This is a genomic window from Desulfoscipio gibsoniae DSM 7213, from assembly GCF_000233715.2.
In the GTDB taxonomy this organism is placed as follows: domain Bacteria; phylum Bacillota; class Desulfotomaculia; order Desulfotomaculales; family Desulfallaceae; genus Sporotomaculum; species Sporotomaculum gibsoniae.
The window spans coordinates 3,049,049-3,064,795 of the sequence record NC_021184.1; the positions used below are offsets into that span (position 1 = coordinate 3,049,049).

At 46.8% G+C, this 15,747-nt stretch carries 13 protein-coding genes; 2 read left to right on the plus strand and 11 right to left on the minus strand.

All coding sequences use genetic code 11. From position 1 onward, the window contains the following. Window positions 1-107: 107 nt before the first annotated feature. Window positions 108-929, minus strand: coding sequence for an amidohydrolase family protein (locus tag DESGI_RS14255; RefSeq protein ID WP_006520763.1), 822 nt, complete (start codon window positions 927-929; stop codon window positions 108-110). 900 nt (window positions 930-1,829) lie between these two features. Next, window positions 1,830-2,753, minus strand: coding sequence for a cysteine synthase A (cysK, locus tag DESGI_RS14260; protein WP_006520760.1), 924 nt, complete (start codon window positions 2,751-2,753; stop codon window positions 1,830-1,832). Between the two features lie 77 nt (window positions 2,754-2,830). On the opposite strand from cysK, the gene DESGI_RS14265 reads away from it, so the two are divergent. Next, the gene (locus tag DESGI_RS14265) at window positions 2,831-3,286 is read left to right on the plus strand and encodes a MarR family winged helix-turn-helix transcriptional regulator (protein WP_006520759.1); all 456 of its coding nucleotides are present in this window, start codon (window positions 2,831-2,833) and stop codon (window positions 3,284-3,286) included. Window positions 3,287-3,300: 14 nt separating this feature from the next. Here the strand turns inward: DESGI_RS14265 and coaBC are convergent, their stop codons facing one another. The 9 genes from coaBC to DESGI_RS14310 all read right to left on the minus strand — a co-directional run bounded on the left by coaBC (window position 3,301) and on the right by DESGI_RS14310 (window position 13,541). Next, on the minus strand, window positions 3,301-4,518 hold the full coding sequence (coaBC, locus tag DESGI_RS14270) for a bifunctional phosphopantothenoylcysteine decarboxylase/phosphopantothenate--cysteine ligase CoaBC (RefSeq protein ID WP_006520758.1): 1,218 nt from the start codon (window positions 4,516-4,518) through the stop codon (window positions 3,301-3,303). A gap of 12 nt (window positions 4,519-4,530) precedes the next feature. Beyond that, complete coding sequence (gene rpoZ / locus DESGI_RS14275; RefSeq protein ID WP_041285545.1) at window positions 4,531-4,752, minus strand: DNA-directed RNA polymerase subunit omega; 222 nt, start codon at window positions 4,750-4,752, stop codon at window positions 4,531-4,533. Between the two features lie 198 nt (window positions 4,753-4,950). After that, window positions 4,951-5,556 carry a guanylate kinase gene (gene gmk / locus DESGI_RS14280; protein ID WP_015617978.1) on the minus strand — a complete coding sequence of 202 codons (606 nt, stop codon included), beginning with the start codon at window positions 5,554-5,556 and terminating at the stop codon, window positions 4,951-4,953. 12 nt (window positions 5,557-5,568) lie between these two features. Further along, window positions 5,569-5,838 carry an extracellular matrix/biofilm regulator RemA gene (gene remA / locus DESGI_RS14285; RefSeq protein ID WP_006520755.1) on the minus strand — a complete coding sequence of 90 codons (270 nt, stop codon included), beginning with the start codon at window positions 5,836-5,838 and terminating at the stop codon, window positions 5,569-5,571. Window positions 5,839-5,854: 16 nt separating this feature from the next. Beyond that, window positions 5,855-6,733 (minus strand): YicC/YloC family endoribonuclease, encoded by an 879-nt coding sequence (locus tag DESGI_RS14290; RefSeq protein WP_006520754.1) that lies wholly within the window; start codon window positions 6,731-6,733, stop codon window positions 5,855-5,857. A gap of 281 nt (window positions 6,734-7,014) precedes the next feature. Then, window positions 7,015-8,208, minus strand: coding sequence for a pyridoxal phosphate-dependent aminotransferase (locus tag DESGI_RS14295; RefSeq protein ID WP_006520753.1), 1,194 nt, complete (start codon window positions 8,206-8,208; stop codon window positions 7,015-7,017). A 179-nt stretch (window positions 8,209-8,387) separates the two neighbouring features. Continuing rightward, complete coding sequence (locus tag DESGI_RS14300; RefSeq protein WP_041285546.1) at window positions 8,388-9,566, minus strand: LL-diaminopimelate aminotransferase; 1,179 nt, start codon at window positions 9,564-9,566, stop codon at window positions 8,388-8,390. Window positions 9,567-9,648: 82 nt separating this feature from the next. Then, window positions 9,649-10,488, minus strand: coding sequence for a diaminopimelate epimerase (gene dapF / locus DESGI_RS14305; RefSeq protein WP_006520751.1), 840 nt, complete (start codon window positions 10,486-10,488; stop codon window positions 9,649-9,651). Window positions 10,489-10,796: 308 nt separating this feature from the next. Beyond that, window positions 10,797-13,541 carry a calcium-transporting P-type ATPase, PMR1-type gene (locus tag DESGI_RS14310; RefSeq protein WP_006520750.1) on the minus strand — a complete coding sequence of 915 codons (2,745 nt, stop codon included), beginning with the start codon at window positions 13,539-13,541 and terminating at the stop codon, window positions 10,797-10,799. Between the two features lie 396 nt (window positions 13,542-13,937). Here DESGI_RS14310 and DESGI_RS14315 point away from each other — a divergent pair, with 396 nt between their 5' ends. Beyond that, window positions 13,938-15,713: an Rqc2 family fibronectin-binding protein gene (locus DESGI_RS14315; RefSeq protein ID WP_006520749.1), complete on the plus strand. Its 1,776-nt coding sequence runs from the start codon at window positions 13,938-13,940 to the stop codon at window positions 15,711-15,713. The last annotated feature ends 34 nt before the right edge of the window (window positions 15,714-15,747 follow it).

Sequence of the window (15,747 nt, forward strand, 5' to 3'; positions counted from 1 at the left end):
GCAATGAGGTGTATGTTTTACTTATCCTATGCAGCATGGAATGAAATGCGACGCTGATCATTTTTGGTAAAAAAATTTCGCACTACAAGAACCGGATATTTGAAAGGTTATAATTTTAATATTCTCTGGAGATTTCCCCCCAAAATTAATTCTTTTTCACGGTCGCTTATGTTAAGTTGAGTAACTTTTTCTATATTCTTTCTAAGATTGTCTTTGCCAAATGGCGTATCCGAACCCAAAATTACTTTACCTGCTCCGAAATGATCAATTGCCATGTATATTCTTTTTAAACTGATTAAAGGTGCAGGGGATATTTCAAAGTATAAATTGTTAAGTATCGTTTTATGCTTAATAAAACTTTCCAAACCAATCAGATGAGCGATTATAAAATTGACTTTTGAATATTTTCTTGCAATATCTATAAATTTTAGGATGTTACCAGTAGAGCGTAAGTGAATAAAAATTGGTATTTCTTTTTCCCGGGCAAAATTTATTATAACTTCCAATCCTGGTGAAGCGTACTCAAAGCTTTGGGTACATTGATGTAGCTTAATACCATTAAAACCCCAGGAGTTAAACTTTTCATGTAAATCAGTATCTATTTGATTTGAACTGGGATCAGCCAAAAAAAACTGAATTATTCTGTCAGGATACTTTAAGTATAAAGAATAAACATATTCGTTCCTTTGCATAATATCATCCGGCTGCTGAATTTTTGACAGTAACTTGATAATCTTATTTGCGCTAAGCAGAATATCCGTGGTACTAAAAATTTTAGCTAACCCCGGTATATAATTATAATTCTTTGGCCCATTATTAACCCCGGGGCAAAGCACTACTTTGTCCACATTTAGCTCATTTAATTTGGCAATAATTTTTTCCGATGCGAAGAATTCACCGCAGGAATGGGCATGACCATCAATAATCATTTCCGAGACCCCCACTCTTAATAAATTAGTAGTTATTACCATATCCAACAATCGGTTTATAACATTTTTTCTTACAACCACATACTTATAACGGCGGTTTCCAGTTCTTCGGCGGCTTTTATGGAAGCAAGAAAAAAAATAGTAATTTGATGATTAGTACTCTCCTGTTTAACGCCCCCTGCGGGGTTTTTACTTTTTGATAGATTACCCAAACTTTTCAGCATGAAAACTCAACCAATATATGTAACATTTACCTTTTATAAGAATAATATAATAATAAATTTAGGGGTGGTTGTTATGGGATATGGTTTATTTAGAGCTTTTTCCCTTTATCCAGCAGGGCAACGTACCCATGTGTAAGTTAATTGATAAAAATACCTGGGTAATTAATTTTACCCAGGTATCTTATCGTGAAAATACCCTTATTTTTATACCATAATACGTAAAATAAGCAATTTTGCTACATGTCTTTTATCTTGCGAAAAATGATTTCACCCTCATTCGTATAATCTCTGAGGCTTTGGGATCACTTAATATCAACAAGATCAGGATTAGGAATAATAAAAAGGGATTAGCTTGTAAACTTGGCAACACTGATCACCCCCATAATAATTTTACATAATAAATGACTTTTTTTATGTTATTTCAGTTAAATGTTATTTGTTACTAATAATTGCTATTTTTGGCTCTAATCTTTTGCCGTTTTTTAAACGCTAGTATAACCTTAGAACCTCTTTCCCCCACCGGCATCATGCCTGATCTTGAACGGGTTAGGTGACAGGATTTCTTTCACCCCATTGGCTCGGCAGACATGCCGGACAAACTAAAAAATGCGCCCGGACTATACCCAGCGCATTCTATTTACTTTTATACTTATGCCGAACTACAGTAATTGAAGCATCAACCTTCGAACACCGGGGTGCTAAGGTACCGCTCGCCGGTATCGGGCAAAATTGTGAGTACAGTTTTACCCGGTCCCAGTTTTCGACCTACGGTTACCGCAGCATGTACAGCAGCACCACCGGAAAAACCCACCAGCAATCCTTCTTCCCTGGCTAAACGCCTGGTCATGTTAAACGCATCTTCATCGGATACGGCAAAAGGCGCATCCACCAGTGATAGATCCAGGTTAGCAGGTACAAAACCGTCCCCTATACCCTGAATACCGTGGCGTCCCGGTTCACCCCCGGATAGCACCGCTGACTTCTTAGGCTCTACAGCATAAACTTTAATTTTAGGAAACTTATCTTTCAACACCCGGGCCACTCCTGTAAGGGTACCGCCCGTGCCTACACCGGCCACATAAGCGTCAATGTCACCATCAACCTGCTCCAATATTTCCTTGGCCGTGGTTTGTTCGTGGAACGCCGGGTTATCCGGGTTAGTAAACTGGTCGGGCATCCAAGCCCCGGGTATTTGCTTGACTATTTCCCGGGCCTTTTGCACAGCCCCGTCAACATCCTCAGCGGCAGGTGTCAGCACCACCTCAGCCCCGTAAGCACGGGCCAGTTTTCTCCTCTCCTCGCTCATTGAATCAGGCATGACAACAATCACCCGGTAACCTTTAACCGCGCCCACCATGGCCAGTGCAATGCCCTGGTTTCCGCTGGTAGGCTCCACAATAACGGTGCCCGGCTGGATTATCCCCGCCTTTTCAGCGGCAACGACCATGCCCAGTGCCGCCCTGGCCTTGGCGCTACCGCTGGGATTGACCATCTCAAGCTTGGCTAGTATTTGAGCCCCGCAGCCATTAATCACTTTGCTTAACCTAACCACCGGGGTGTGGCCCACGATTTCCAGGACATTGTTAAAAATATTGCCCACTATCTGATTCTTCCCTTCCATTTATTTGTTGACAGATGCTCACAGTGCTATTTACAATCTATATGGAGGTATTTACATTGTCTAATAACAATCCTAACGATGCTTATTTGGCTATTAGAACCATCATTGAAATCACCAGGACATATGATACGCTGGAAGATATAATGGGCCGGCACTTTGCCCGCTTTGGCCTGTCCCAGCCCAAGTTTAACGCCATGATGCAAATGCGCCAGGCTGGTGACCAGGGTCTCGCTTTGTCCGAACTGGGTGAGCGCATGCTGGTAACCAGAGCCAACATCACCGGACTAATCGACCGCATGGAAAGGGATGGGCTTGTTGTACGGGAAGCCGACCCCAAAGACCGGCGCGTATACAGAGCCAGACTTACAGTCAAGGCGACCAACCTGCTGAATGACATACTACCCATACATGCAGATTTTACCCGCCAGGTGATGTCGGTTTTAAGCATAGCTGAAAAAACTAAATTAACCGAATTATTACACAAGCTACGTATAGAAATGGAAAAAATATAATATAACGCAGCAAATTAATCTGCTGCGTCTATTTTTTTGCCTGCCTTTAATTGTAGCACTTTATCCCAGATAACCTCACTAAGTGCCAGCTTGTCCATAAGCGGTAGTGGCTCCACCGAACCATCGGGATATAATATATTTACAACATTGGTATCTGATCCAAACCCGGCACCTGTCTTGGTGACATCGTTGGCTACCAGCATATCCAAATTCTTTTTATTTATTTTCTCTCGAGCGTTGTTGATTAAATCCTCGGTTTCGGCAGCAAATCCCACCAGTAGTTGGTGCTTTTTTTGTTTGCCCAGCTCCATTAAAATGTCCGGGTTTTTTTCCAGCTCCAGCACCAAATCGGCATTATTTTTTTTAATTTTCTGTGCGGCCACGACCCTGGGACGGTAGTCAGCAACAGCGGCCGCCTTAATCACCACGTCCATCCGGGGATATAGGTCCATGACCGCCTGGTACATTTGCTCCGCTGTTTCCACGTTAATTATATTGACTCCGTCTGGCACCGCCAGCCGGGTGGGAGCAGACACCAGGTAAACTTCGGCCCCCCTGTTAGAAGCCGTTTCAGCCAGCGCATAGCCCATTTTTCCGGAACTGCGATTGCTAATATACCTTACCGGGTCTATTGGCTCGCGGGTCCCTCCGGCAGTAACCAGAACTTTACTCCAGGCCAAATCTTTGTTCGGTTTCAGTACATTCTTAATCTGTTCCATTATCACCGCCACATCTGCCAACCGTCCCGGACCCTCATCCCCGCAGGCCTGACGTCCCACAGCAGGATCCACCACCTTAAAGCCCAACCGGCGCAGTTGATTAAGGTTATCCTGCACCACCCGGTTACGGTACATGTACACATTCATTGCAGGACAAACCAGCACGGGGCAAACCATGGCCAGCACCGTAGTAGTAAGCAAATCATCGGCCAGACCACAAGCAATTTTGGCTATGATATTGGCGGTGGCTGGCACTATTAGTGCCATGTCCGCCCGGCGGGCCAGTTCAAGGTGCGGGTAGCGCCAGCCCGGCGGAGTTTCAAAGGTATCGACGTGCACGCGGTGGCCTGATATGGCTTCAAATGCCAGCGGTTTGACAAATTGCTGTGCCCCTGCGGTCATGATTACATGCACCTCGGCACCGGCCTTGACCAGACCGCTTACCAGATCCAAAGCCCGGTATGCGGCAATACCACCGGTAACTCCAATAACAAAAAACTTACCCGCAAGCATGAGTCACCCCCATTATTTTATCCCCTGCTTGGTTCTCCGGTACGTTATATTTCCCCGGACAACTTCATGCAGCGCCGCAGAAACAGGCTTACCGGAGACCCAGGATTCTTCTTGTTGATCCTGTTGTTGTAGAGCTATTTCCGTTATTTGACGCGCCCGCTTGGCCGATATCACCACAAGGGTATACCGGCTGTCTACCTTATCCATTAAATCATCCAGAGAAGGTCTATTCATGGCCATCGGAGCTTAAACCTCCAGTATTATTATTGTATTTTTAGAATATGCTACTACTGATATTTTAAGTATATACCCAGTGAATAGGATATTATTATGTAGATGTGCTAAACGTTAATAAACCGCTGTTTGCTGTAATCATAACGCACATATATATTTTTGATGCATTTTATCTAATTGATATTTTTAGGACTTGGTTTAGTATTTTTGTAGTAACGAATCAATATCAAAAACCCTGGGGCGGCACCTTTCCGCAGTGATTATAGCACATACCCTTTTAGTAGCAGCAACCAGGTCATCATTAATGACCAAATAATCATATTTGTGCACTTCTTTAATTTCCTTTTCGGCCCATTGCAACCGGTGTTCAATTTCCCCGGCGCTATCCGTGCCCCTGTTTGTCAGGCGCATTTCCAGTTCAGCTCGGGAAGGTGGAATTAAGAATATCAGCACACAATGGGGATACTTACTTTTTACGTTCAGCGCACCTTGGACATCAATTTCCAAAATTACGTCCAGGCCACGGTTGACAGCATCTATAACAGGCTGCTGCGGTGTCCCATAATAATTTCCATATACATTGGCCCATTCCAACAATTGGTCTCCGGCAATCATCGATTTAAATTGTTCCCTGGTCAAAAAATAATAGTCTACGCCATGACGTTCCTCGCCACGAGGATTTCTTGTCGTTGCTGAAATAGAAAGATGCAGATTATCCAATTCTCTAAATAAGCCCTGGCAGACCGTACCTTTGCCAGACCCGGACGGTCCGGATATCACTATCAAATTTCCTTTGGTTTTCATGAACGTGCCCAGTTAATCTTCATCATTTCCAGCAGAACTATCCTTATTGACCAGACGGTGGGCCACCGTTTCAGGCTGCACTGCTGATAATATAACGTGATCACTGTCTGTTATTATTACCGCTCTGGTACGGCGGCCATAGGTAGCATCCACCAGCATACCCCTGTCCCTGGCCTCAGTAATGATTCTCTTAATTGGTGCCGATTCAGGACTTACGATGGCAATTATCCGATTGGCTGAAACAATATTGCCAAATCCAATATTAATTAATTTTATTTCCATTTCCCTGCCTCCCCTATTATTCAATATTTTGGACTTGTTCCCTTATTTTTTCCAATTCACTTTTCACTTCCACAACGGTACGGTTGATAATTAGATCAGAAGATTTTGAGGCGATGGTATTGATTTCCCTGTTCAGCTCCTGTAGTAAAAAATCCAGTTTTCTACCCACCGAAGTGTTTAGCTCCATACAATCCGCCAACTGTGCAAGGTGACTTTTCAGCCGTACAATTTCCTCTGCGATACTGGATCGCTCGGCAAATATCACCACTTCAGTCTCTAGCCGGGCCTGGTCCTGTGGTCCAGCCTCCAGCAGATCGTGCAAACGCTGGCGCAGCCGTTCGCGATATTCCTCCACAACTACCGGAGAACGCCCTGCGATTTCGGTAACAAATGCTGCAATACGTTTTGTCCTTTCCTTGATATCAGCGGCCAGCAATTGTCCCTCATTGATACGCATGTCCATTAATCCGCCCAGGGCCTGTTCCAATGCTTCATTCAGTTGAGGCCACCATTGCTCCATATCCTCTTCGGGCTCTTCTAGAGTAAATACACCTGGCAACTGCAGCAGTTCCGTAACAGTTGCCTCCCCTTTCAATGGCAATTTGTTTTTAAGCTCTTGCACCGCCTGCACATATGAAGCGGCTAGAGACTCATCCACTTTTACCGATACCCTGTTTACGCCGCAGGCGACCACATTTACATATACATCCACCCTGCCGCGGGCAATTTTCTGTTGTATTACCCTCTTGATACGGTCTTCCAAGATATTCATAGACCTGGGCATACGCAGAAAAATTTCACAATAGCGATGGTTTACCGACTTTATTTCAATATTTATTTTTAATATATCCGATATTGTTTCTCCTCGCCCGAACCCTGTCATGCTTTTTATCAATATTCCACCACCCAGACTTGTTTAGTTGTATATATAGTATTGACTCTGGATACTAAAAATAATTTTTCTACCTAAAAAAAGAAATTCCTTTTAAAAAAAAGAAAATCAATGATATTCTTTAATCCTCATGCCAAATATAATATTTTTGCGCATACTGATGTTAAAACCATGTCACCTGGTATAGATTTAAAAAACGCGCCAGGGTATATAACCACGACGCGTTTTGCAAACCGCTAATAGCATGGTGCTTTGTGCTTGGTTATCAAGTATTGTTTTAAATGCTATTGGAGTTCTTTAAGCACCTTTTCAATACGATCCAGCCCCTCACGGATATTATCCATAGAAGTGGCATAGGAAAGGCGGAAACAGTTGTCATCACCAAAGGCCACACCGGGCACTATAGCCACATGTTCTTTTTCCAAAAGCACACCGGCCAGGTCAGAGGCACCTTTTATAGTCATACCGTCATAACTTTTGCCTAACAAAGGCTTTATCTCCGGAAACACATAAAATGCCCCGCCCGGGCGATTGCACTTGACGCCGGGAATAGAGCTCAATCTTTCCACCATGTAATCCCGCCGCTTGACAAATTCGGCAACCATTTGACGCACGGGTTCCTGGGTGCCGCTCAGCGCTTCCAGGCTGGCAGCCTGGGCTATGGAAGTTGGATTGGAGGTGGAGTGACTCTGCAAGTCGGCCATAGCTTTGGCCACCGGCAGCGGCGCGGCAGCGTAGCCAATACGCCAGCCGGTCATGGCATAAGATTTAGAAACCCCGTTAATCACCACTGTTAAGTCCTTCAAGGCCGGACTTAAAGAAGCAATGCTAACATGCCGACCGCCATCATAAATTAATTTCTCATATATTTCATCCGAAATAATGGCTATATTATTTTTTTCCAATATCTCTCCCAGGGCCGCCAGTTCATCTTGAGTATACACCGCACCCGTAGGGTTGCTGGGGCTGTTCAATATAATCAACCGGCTCTTGGGAGTGATGACGCTTTGCAGCTGGGCAGGCGTCAGCTTGAAGTTATTTTCCACTGTGGTAGGTACGATTACCGGTTTTGCACCCGTCAATTTTATTTGCTCCAGGTAGCTAACCCAATAAGGGGCGGGCAAAATTACTTCGTCCCCTTCCTGACATAGTACTTGAAAAGCGTTATACAGCGAATGTTTGGCTCCAGCGGAAACTACTATTTGTCCGGGTTCATACTGTAGGCCGTTATCATCAGCCAGTTTTTTCGCAATGGCCTTACGCAGCGGTTCTATTCCGGCCACCGGGGTGTACTTAGTCATACCATCAGCTATGGCCTTTACTGCGGCCTGCTTAATATTCTCCGGGGTATCGAAATCCGGCTCACCAACACCGAAGTTAATCACCTTGATTCCCCCGGCCATCATTTTTTTGGCCTGAGCATCAATTGAAAGGGTAGGGGAAGGGCTGATATTTTGAGCCCGCTCTGCTAAACGCATTTTTTATCCCGGTTTCTTATACCTGATCTAATATAACAGCAGGTTTTTCACCATCCGACAATGGGCGGTAGCCCTAAATAACTTAAGCTAAGGACCACCTAAGAAACCAGGGTTTCACTCCTCTCATAATAAAATCTTTAGGGACATTTTTTTTAGGGGCAAATATAAACCAGCTACGGTTAAAATTTAACCGGGCCTATATTCTTCTTCAATCGCTCCAGGGCCTCTACCATCCGCTCCCTTTCCACCGTCAGGGCAATGCGGAAAAAGCCTGCGCCATTGTTACCATACCCTGTACCCGGAGTAATAACCACACCAGCTTTATCCAAAACCAACTCGGCAAAGGATTCCGAGGTATGTCCGGCAGGCACCGGTGCCCATACATAAAACGTAGCCTTGGGTTTTTCCAGCTGCCAGCCCATACTGTTCAGAGCATCCACCAGTATATCCCGCCGCTCTTGGTATACTTTTTGCATTTGAAACACGGCGTCCTGAGGTCCGGTAAGACCTTGAATAGCTGCATACTGAATAGCCTGGAACTGGCCTGAATCAATGTTTGACTTGAGCCTGCCCAGCGCATCCACCACTTGGGGATGTCCGGCGGCCCAGCCAATACGCCAACCGGTCATATTATAGGTTTTAGACACGGAGTGGAATTCAATACCAACTTCCTTGGCCCCGGGAAACTGCAAAAAACTAGGCGGCTTGTAGCCGTCATAGGCCATTTCCGAATAGGGAGCATCGTGACAAATTAAAATATTGTACTCCCTGGCAAAGGAGATCACTTCCCGGTAAAACTCATCGCCTGCCACAGCACCGGTAGGATTATTAGGATAATTAATAAACATCATTTTAGCCCGGTTGGCAACATCAGTAGGAATGGCGCTTAAATCGGGCAAAAATCCCTTCTCCGCCGTCAATGGCACATAATAAGGCTCAGCACCGGCCAAAATGGCTCCTCCAGCGTACACCGGGTACCCGGGGTCAGGCACTATAACAACATCACCGGGGTTCAAATAGCAAAAAGATATGTGCGCAATCCCCTCTTTGGAGCCGATAAGCGAAACCACTTCACTGGCAGCGTCAAGTTCTACACCGAAGCGGTTGCTATACCACTGGGCCACTGCCTGGCGGTAAGCCAGCATGCCCACTGAAGAGGGATACTGGTGATTAACCCTGTATTCAGCTTGTTTTTGCAATTCCTCAATAATATAACCCGGGGTGGGCATATCAGGATCGCCAATGCCCAGGCTGATGATATCCACTCCAGCCGCCCGCTTTTCTTCAACTAATTTTTCAATACGAGCAAACAAGTAAGGTGGCAGATTTTTTACTCTTTGTGCCTGTTCAAATTGCAAGTTCAAAACAAGACCCTCCTATTTAGCACAACATTGTTTTGTAATGTAATTAATTTTATATATTGTCTAAAGGTGCTTTGTCTTACCCGATTGGATAATTACCGGTAAAAACCTGCTCGGCAGGGCCGGTCATATAAACATGATTATCTGTCGCCCACTCTATGTCCAGTGCCCCAGCGTACAGGTGTACCCGTACAGTTCTGCCGGTATATCCGTTGAGTACCGCCGCCACTGCAGTGGCACATGCACCGGTGCCGCAGGCCAAAGTGGGACCGGCACCTCGCTCCCAAACCCGCATGCGTACCTCTTTCTCATTTAAAACCTGGACAAACTCCACATTGGTTTTACGTGTAAAGGCCGGATGCGTTTCGACACGCGTTCCCCAATGCTCAAGAGGTACCGCAGCAACATCGGGCACAAATATTACGCAGTGTGGGTTGCCCATGGATACCGCGGTAATATTGAAAACATCATTATCAACCGCCAGGGGCTCATTAATCACCTGACCCGCAGGCCCGGCCATGGGAATCTGTTCTCTTTCCAAGTAAGGTGTACCCATATCCACCCGCACTGCTATAACTGCACCATTTTCCATAACCAGTTCGGGCACCATAATACCGGCCCCTGTTTCCACGGCCATTTTAGTTTTGCGCACCAGCCCCTGCTCATATGCAAATTTAGCCACGCAGCGAATAGCGTTGCCGCACATTTCTGCCTCGCTGCCGTCGGAATTAATTATCTGCATCGCAATGTCGGCTTCTTTACCAGGCTCTATCAGAACCAATCCGTCCGCGCCCACTCCGAAATTACGGTGGCAAACCTTAATGGCCAGCCCGGCCAGATCACCGGGCAAGTTCTTTTCCTCGTTCTTGTTAACTAAAACAAAATCGTTACCTAATCCATGTACTTTAGTAAAAAGCAAAACAATATTTCCTCCTCCGACCTTTTTCTCCCGTTTATTTTATACTATACTTCCCTACCAGTCTAATCTTTCCTGCCGATAATTTTTCATGTATACAGGATATCTTTTGAACATAAGTCGTATCGCTGCAAATAAGCGAGCATCGCAAAAAGCCGAGCCAACGCAAAAATTCAAAGTAGGTCTCATACAACTTTTCGAATAGACTCTAAAAAAAGCCCTTGAAGTTATTGTTAAACTTCAAGGGCTTGGTGCTTTGGGTGCCAGTGTTGAATATTGAAAGATGGTTAGATAGAAACTTGGAAACAAAGTTAAACCTTTATATAAGTCACCTTTTCCCGCAAGCGGCCACTCAACTGAACCTGGATGATACCGGCCAGGGTTGGCAATAGAGCTACGCCAACAACAGTCAGCCATTGGTGCAAGCTAAGTGGCACCGTGTGGAAAATCGGCTGTAAAAATGGCAGATAATTAACGCCCATTTGCAGAGTAGTGGAAATAAGCACCGCCCATACCAGGTGCGGGTTGGACATTACCCCAAGCTCCCGAATGGTTAGATGTTCCGACCGGCAAGAGAATACAAAAAACAGCTGTAAGAAAACCAGTGTGTTAAACGCCATAGTGCGGGCCAAATCCAGGTTATGCCCATCAGCGTAAGCCAGGCCGAATACCACCAGGGTCAACACCGCTATAACCATGCCGCTGCTGACAATGCGCCGGCCAAGCGCGTGGGAAAATATACTTTCCTGTGGGTCCCGGGGCGGTCGGCGCATAATATCACGGTCGATGGGATCAAGCCCCAGCGCCATGGCCGGCAAACCATCGGTGACCAGGTTCATCCACAGTATTTGAATGGGCAACAAGGGTAATGGCATTCCTCCCAGCACAGCCAGAAACATGACCAATACTTCCCCCACATTGCAGGAAAGCAGGTAACGGATAAATTTACGGATATTGTCGTAAATTCCCCTGCCTTCTTCCACCGCCGCCACAATGGAAGTGAAATTATCATCTGTTAACACCATAGCCGACGCTTCTCTGGTAACGTCGGTACCCGTTATGCCCATGGCAATACCAATGTCCGCTTCTTTGATGGCAGGGGCATCATTAACCCCATCACCGGTCATGGCTACCACATGCCCGTTGTGCTTTAATGCCCTGACAATCCTAAGTTTATGTCTTGGCGAAACCCGGGCATAAACACATACATCATCAGCTACACTGGCCAGTTCCTCGTCACTCATTTGCTCCAATTGTTCTCCAGTGAGCACCTTGCTGTCACGACCCGCAATACCCATTTCCCTGGCCACCGCCTGTGCGGTCAACTGATGATCACCGGTAATCATGGCCACCCGGATACCCGCCCGCCGGCAGGTGCGCACCGCGCTGATGGCCGACGGCCGTGGTGGATCGATCATCCCAGCCAACCCTACAAAAACCAATTTACGCTCAATTTCTTCAGCATCAAGCTGCTCGATACTGATCCCGGACGGTAGTTCGCGGTAAGCCAGTCCCAGCACCCGCAGTGCGCCATCTGCCATAGAGGAGTTAGCCTCCAAAACAGCATTCCGGGTACGGGTATCCAGCGGCACCGCATGTCCATCCCGTAAATAATGGGTGCACAATTTCAGCACAATATCTGGTGCCCCTTTGACCAGAGCCTCAGTTTTCCCACCTTCTCGATAGATGACCGTCATACGCTTGCGTTCCGAATCAAAGGGTATTTCAGCCAGGCGACGCGCTTTTTTTTCCAAACGTTCCCGCCAAGAACCGGCCTTGGCCGCCAGCACAAGCAGCGCCCCCTCGGTGGGATCTCCCTCAACATGCCATGATGTATCTTTACCCTTCCCTAACTTTCTAAACAAACCGCCAACGGAAATATTATCTTTATACAGGGTAGCATTATTGCATAAAGCCGCCACGCTCATTAATTTATCGAAGTCCGGCCCATCAGACCCGGTTTCACCTGAAAATTTACCTTTAGGATCATAACCTTCCCCGCTAACTTCCAATTCACCGCTGGCAAGGTACACACGGCGCACGGTCATTTCGTTTTTCGTCAAGGTACCGGTCTTGTCGGAGCAAATAAATGTAGCACAGCCCAGGGTTTCAACGGCGGGCAGACGCCTAATAATGGCATGCCTTCTAATCATCCGCTGCACCCCGATGGCCAAAGCTACAGTTACAATGGCGGGCAAACCCTCGGGGATAGCCGCCACTGCCAGGCTGACACCGGTAAGGAACATTTGGTAAACCGCTTCACCTCGCAGTACACCAACCACGACCACCATGGCACATACGGCCAGGCAAAAAAACACCAGCCCGCGGCCCAGTTGAGCTAATCTTTTTTGCAGCGGCGTGGGCTCCTGTTCAGCTTCCTGAATCATTCCGGCAATTTGACCCATCTCGCTGGCCATACCTGTAGCCACTACAATACCCTTGCCGCGCCCCCTGGTCAGCGCCGTACCCATGAACACCATATTGCCCGCGTCCGCAGGACCTGCTGCATTTTCCAGCGGGCGAGTATGCTTACGCACCGGTGTTGATTCACCCGTCAAAACAGCCTCAACGGCTTCCAGATCCATTGTCTGTATTAATCGGATATCCGCCGGCACCCGATCCCCCGCTTCCAGCAAAACAATGTCCCCCGGCATTAGCTCGGCAGCGGGTATTTTTCTTTCCATGCGGTTCCGAATTACCCTGGCCTCGGGTGAGGCCAGTTCCCTAAGTGCTTCCATGGAACGTTCGGCCCGGTATTCCTGCACCACTCCCAATATTGCATTAAGTAATACAATTATAGAGATAGTGACGGCATCGGACCATTCACCCAAAAATCCACTTATAGCCGTGGCAGCCAGCAGTACTAATACCATAAAGTCCTTGAACTGGTTCAAAAACATCTGCCACATGGCCATATCAGGGCCTCTTTCTAATACATTGGGGCCCACTCGTTCCATGCGGCTGTGAGCTTCACCGTCAGTTAATCCCCTGACAGTATCCACTTCTAAGCGTAAAGCCGTTTCTTCAGCGCTAAGTGTTTGCCAAATTTCAGGCATGTCCTCACCCCTCGGAGTTGATTTCCATAATTATCTAAAAACATATTCAACCAGCAAAGAAAAAATTACACAAGTTTGGACATACCTTAATTTTGGTATAGTCCTTATTTGGTTTATAGTTATCAGTTATCTGATTACCTGGTTTAACTAGTTTGTCTGGTGGTCAGCTCATGAGTTCGTTAAGTTAAGCTAGGTTAGGTTGGGTTGGGTTGGGTTAGGTTGGATAAGGCTAGGTTTGAGTTGGCTCAGTTGGCTAGTTGTTAGGTGGTTAAAAGAAATTGGTTTAATGCATATTTTTTCATGCGCTAAAGACTGTTTGACCCCCTTTAAGCCCCGGTGTTATACTGTAAGCGTTACATAAAAGTACAGTAGAACCAAAGCCGGAGGTAAACCGCCATGCCCTTTGACGGTCTTTTTTTATACAATGTATGTCATGAGTTAAACGATAATTTGCGCCAGGCGCGCATTGAAAAAATTTATCAGCCCGCCCGGGAGGAGATAGTTTTAATCGTTAGCAGACCCGGGATGAAATACCGTTTACTTATCAATGCCAATGCCCAAAACGCCCGGGTACACCTAACCCGGGAGTCCGCACCCAACCCCACCATGCCGCCCATGTTTTGCATGCTGCTGCGCAAGCACCTGGAGGGCGGTAAAATCAGCGGATTTTACCAGCCCGGCTTGGACCGGGTACTTGATATAAGGGTGGACTGCCGCGATGAGCTGGGCCGCCCGACCGAAAAATCGCTAATCTGCGAGATAATGGGGCGCCACAGCAACATCATACTGGTAACTCGTCCCGATAACACCATACTGGACGGCATCAGGAGGTACGGCCATGCCGTTAGCCGCCACCGGGAAGTGCTTCCCGGTCAACTTTATATACCCCCGCCTGAAACCCATAAGGCCAACCCACTGGCAGTTTCGGAGGAAGCTTTCCGGGAAGTCATCATTGGCGGCGAGTTAGACGACAGCCTGGCCGTGGCCATGCAAAAATCGCTGGATGGGTTCAGTATTCCCACCTGCAGGGAACTCGTCAAACTTGCAGGCTTAAAGCCCAATACCCTTTTAGACCACTGCGGCGAACATGAGCTGCGCACCCTCTGGCAGACCTGGCAGCAGATAGCCTCTGACGCCAGGGAGCATACATTGCAGTCAATGCTGGTTTGCAATCGCAAAGGCGAGCCCGTGGAATTTTTCCCACTGCCCGTGATCACGGATGAAACATCTACCTACACAACCGGCCGGGCCAACGAAATAGCCGGTGCCTTTTTCTCCCGTAAAATGGCCCGGGAAGCCGTAAATAAACAAAGGAACCAACTGCTGGGCATCATTAAAAAAGAAGCCAGGCGCATTCAAAGAAAACTGGCACTGCAGAAAAAAAGCGTTGCCGAGGCTGAGGAATCCGACCGGTTCCGTTTGTACGGAGAACTGCTCACCGCCAATATTTATCGCCTGGAGCGTGGCATGCAACATATTGAGCTGGAAAACTATCATGACCCCGAGGCTAAAACAATAGTTATACCACTGGATAAAGCGCTTTCCGCCTCGGAGAACGCCCAGTATTATTTTAAAAAATATAACAAAGCTAACAATACCAAAAAAGCGGCCGGTGAAATGGTCCGGCTCAGTGAAGAGGAATTGCAATATCTGGAGGGTATTAAAACATCCCTTGATATAGCTGAAGATATGGATGACTTGGAAGAAATAAGACAGGAACTGGCCAAACAGGGGTATATTAAAAAACCGGCTGTACAGCCGGGCAAAAAACACGCAAAAGAAGTAAAAAAACAAATCAAACCACTGCAGTATGTTTCCGGTGACGGATTTATTATGCTGGTTGGTAAAAACAACCGCCAAAATGATACTTTGACTTTAAAAACGGCCGAGGATAACGATATCTGGCTGCATACCTGCAAAATACCGGGTTCCCATGTTATCATACGCACAGAAGGCCGAGAGGTGCCGGAAAAAACGCTGCTGGAGGCGGCCGCTCTGGCGGCTTATTTCAGCCGGGCCAGGGAATCCACCAACGTCCCCGTGGACTATACCCTGCGCAAGTACGTAAAAAAACCCAATGGAGCAAAGCCTGGCTACGTTATTTATGAAAAACAAAGGACGGTTTTCGTTGACCCTCGGCCCGACACCATGCAACAGATAGAACGGGAATGACAAGCTACAATCATTTTTTCATATAGTTTTCTTA

Excerpts from the sequence above, each read along its gene's own strand:
- coaBC (WP_006520758.1), bottom strand. The coding sequence starts at position 4,518 with ATGCTTGCGGGTAAGTTTTTTGTTATTGGAGTTACCGGTGGTATTGCC.
- DESGI_RS14255 (WP_006520763.1), bottom strand. The coding sequence starts at position 929 with ATGATTATTGATGGTCATGCCCATTCCTGCGGTGAATTCTTCGCATCG.
- remA (WP_006520755.1), bottom strand. The coding sequence starts at position 5,838 with ATGGAAATAAAATTAATTAATATTGGATTTGGCAATATTGTTTCAGCC.
- rpoZ (WP_041285545.1), bottom strand. The coding sequence starts at position 4,752 with ATGAATAGACCTTCTCTGGATGATTTAATGGATAAGGTAGACAGCCGG.
- DESGI_RS14315 (WP_006520749.1), top strand. The coding sequence starts at position 13,938 with ATGCCCTTTGACGGTCTTTTTTTATACAATGTATGTCATGAGTTAAAC.
- DESGI_RS14295 (WP_006520753.1), bottom strand. The coding sequence starts at position 8,208 with ATGCGTTTAGCAGAGCGGGCTCAAAATATCAGCCCTTCCCCTACCCTT.
- gmk (WP_015617978.1), bottom strand. The coding sequence starts at position 5,556 with ATGAAAACCAAAGGAAATTTGATAGTGATATCCGGACCGTCCGGGTCT.
- DESGI_RS14310 (WP_006520750.1), bottom strand. The coding sequence starts at position 13,541 with ATGCCTGAAATTTGGCAAACACTTAGCGCTGAAGAAACGGCTTTACGC.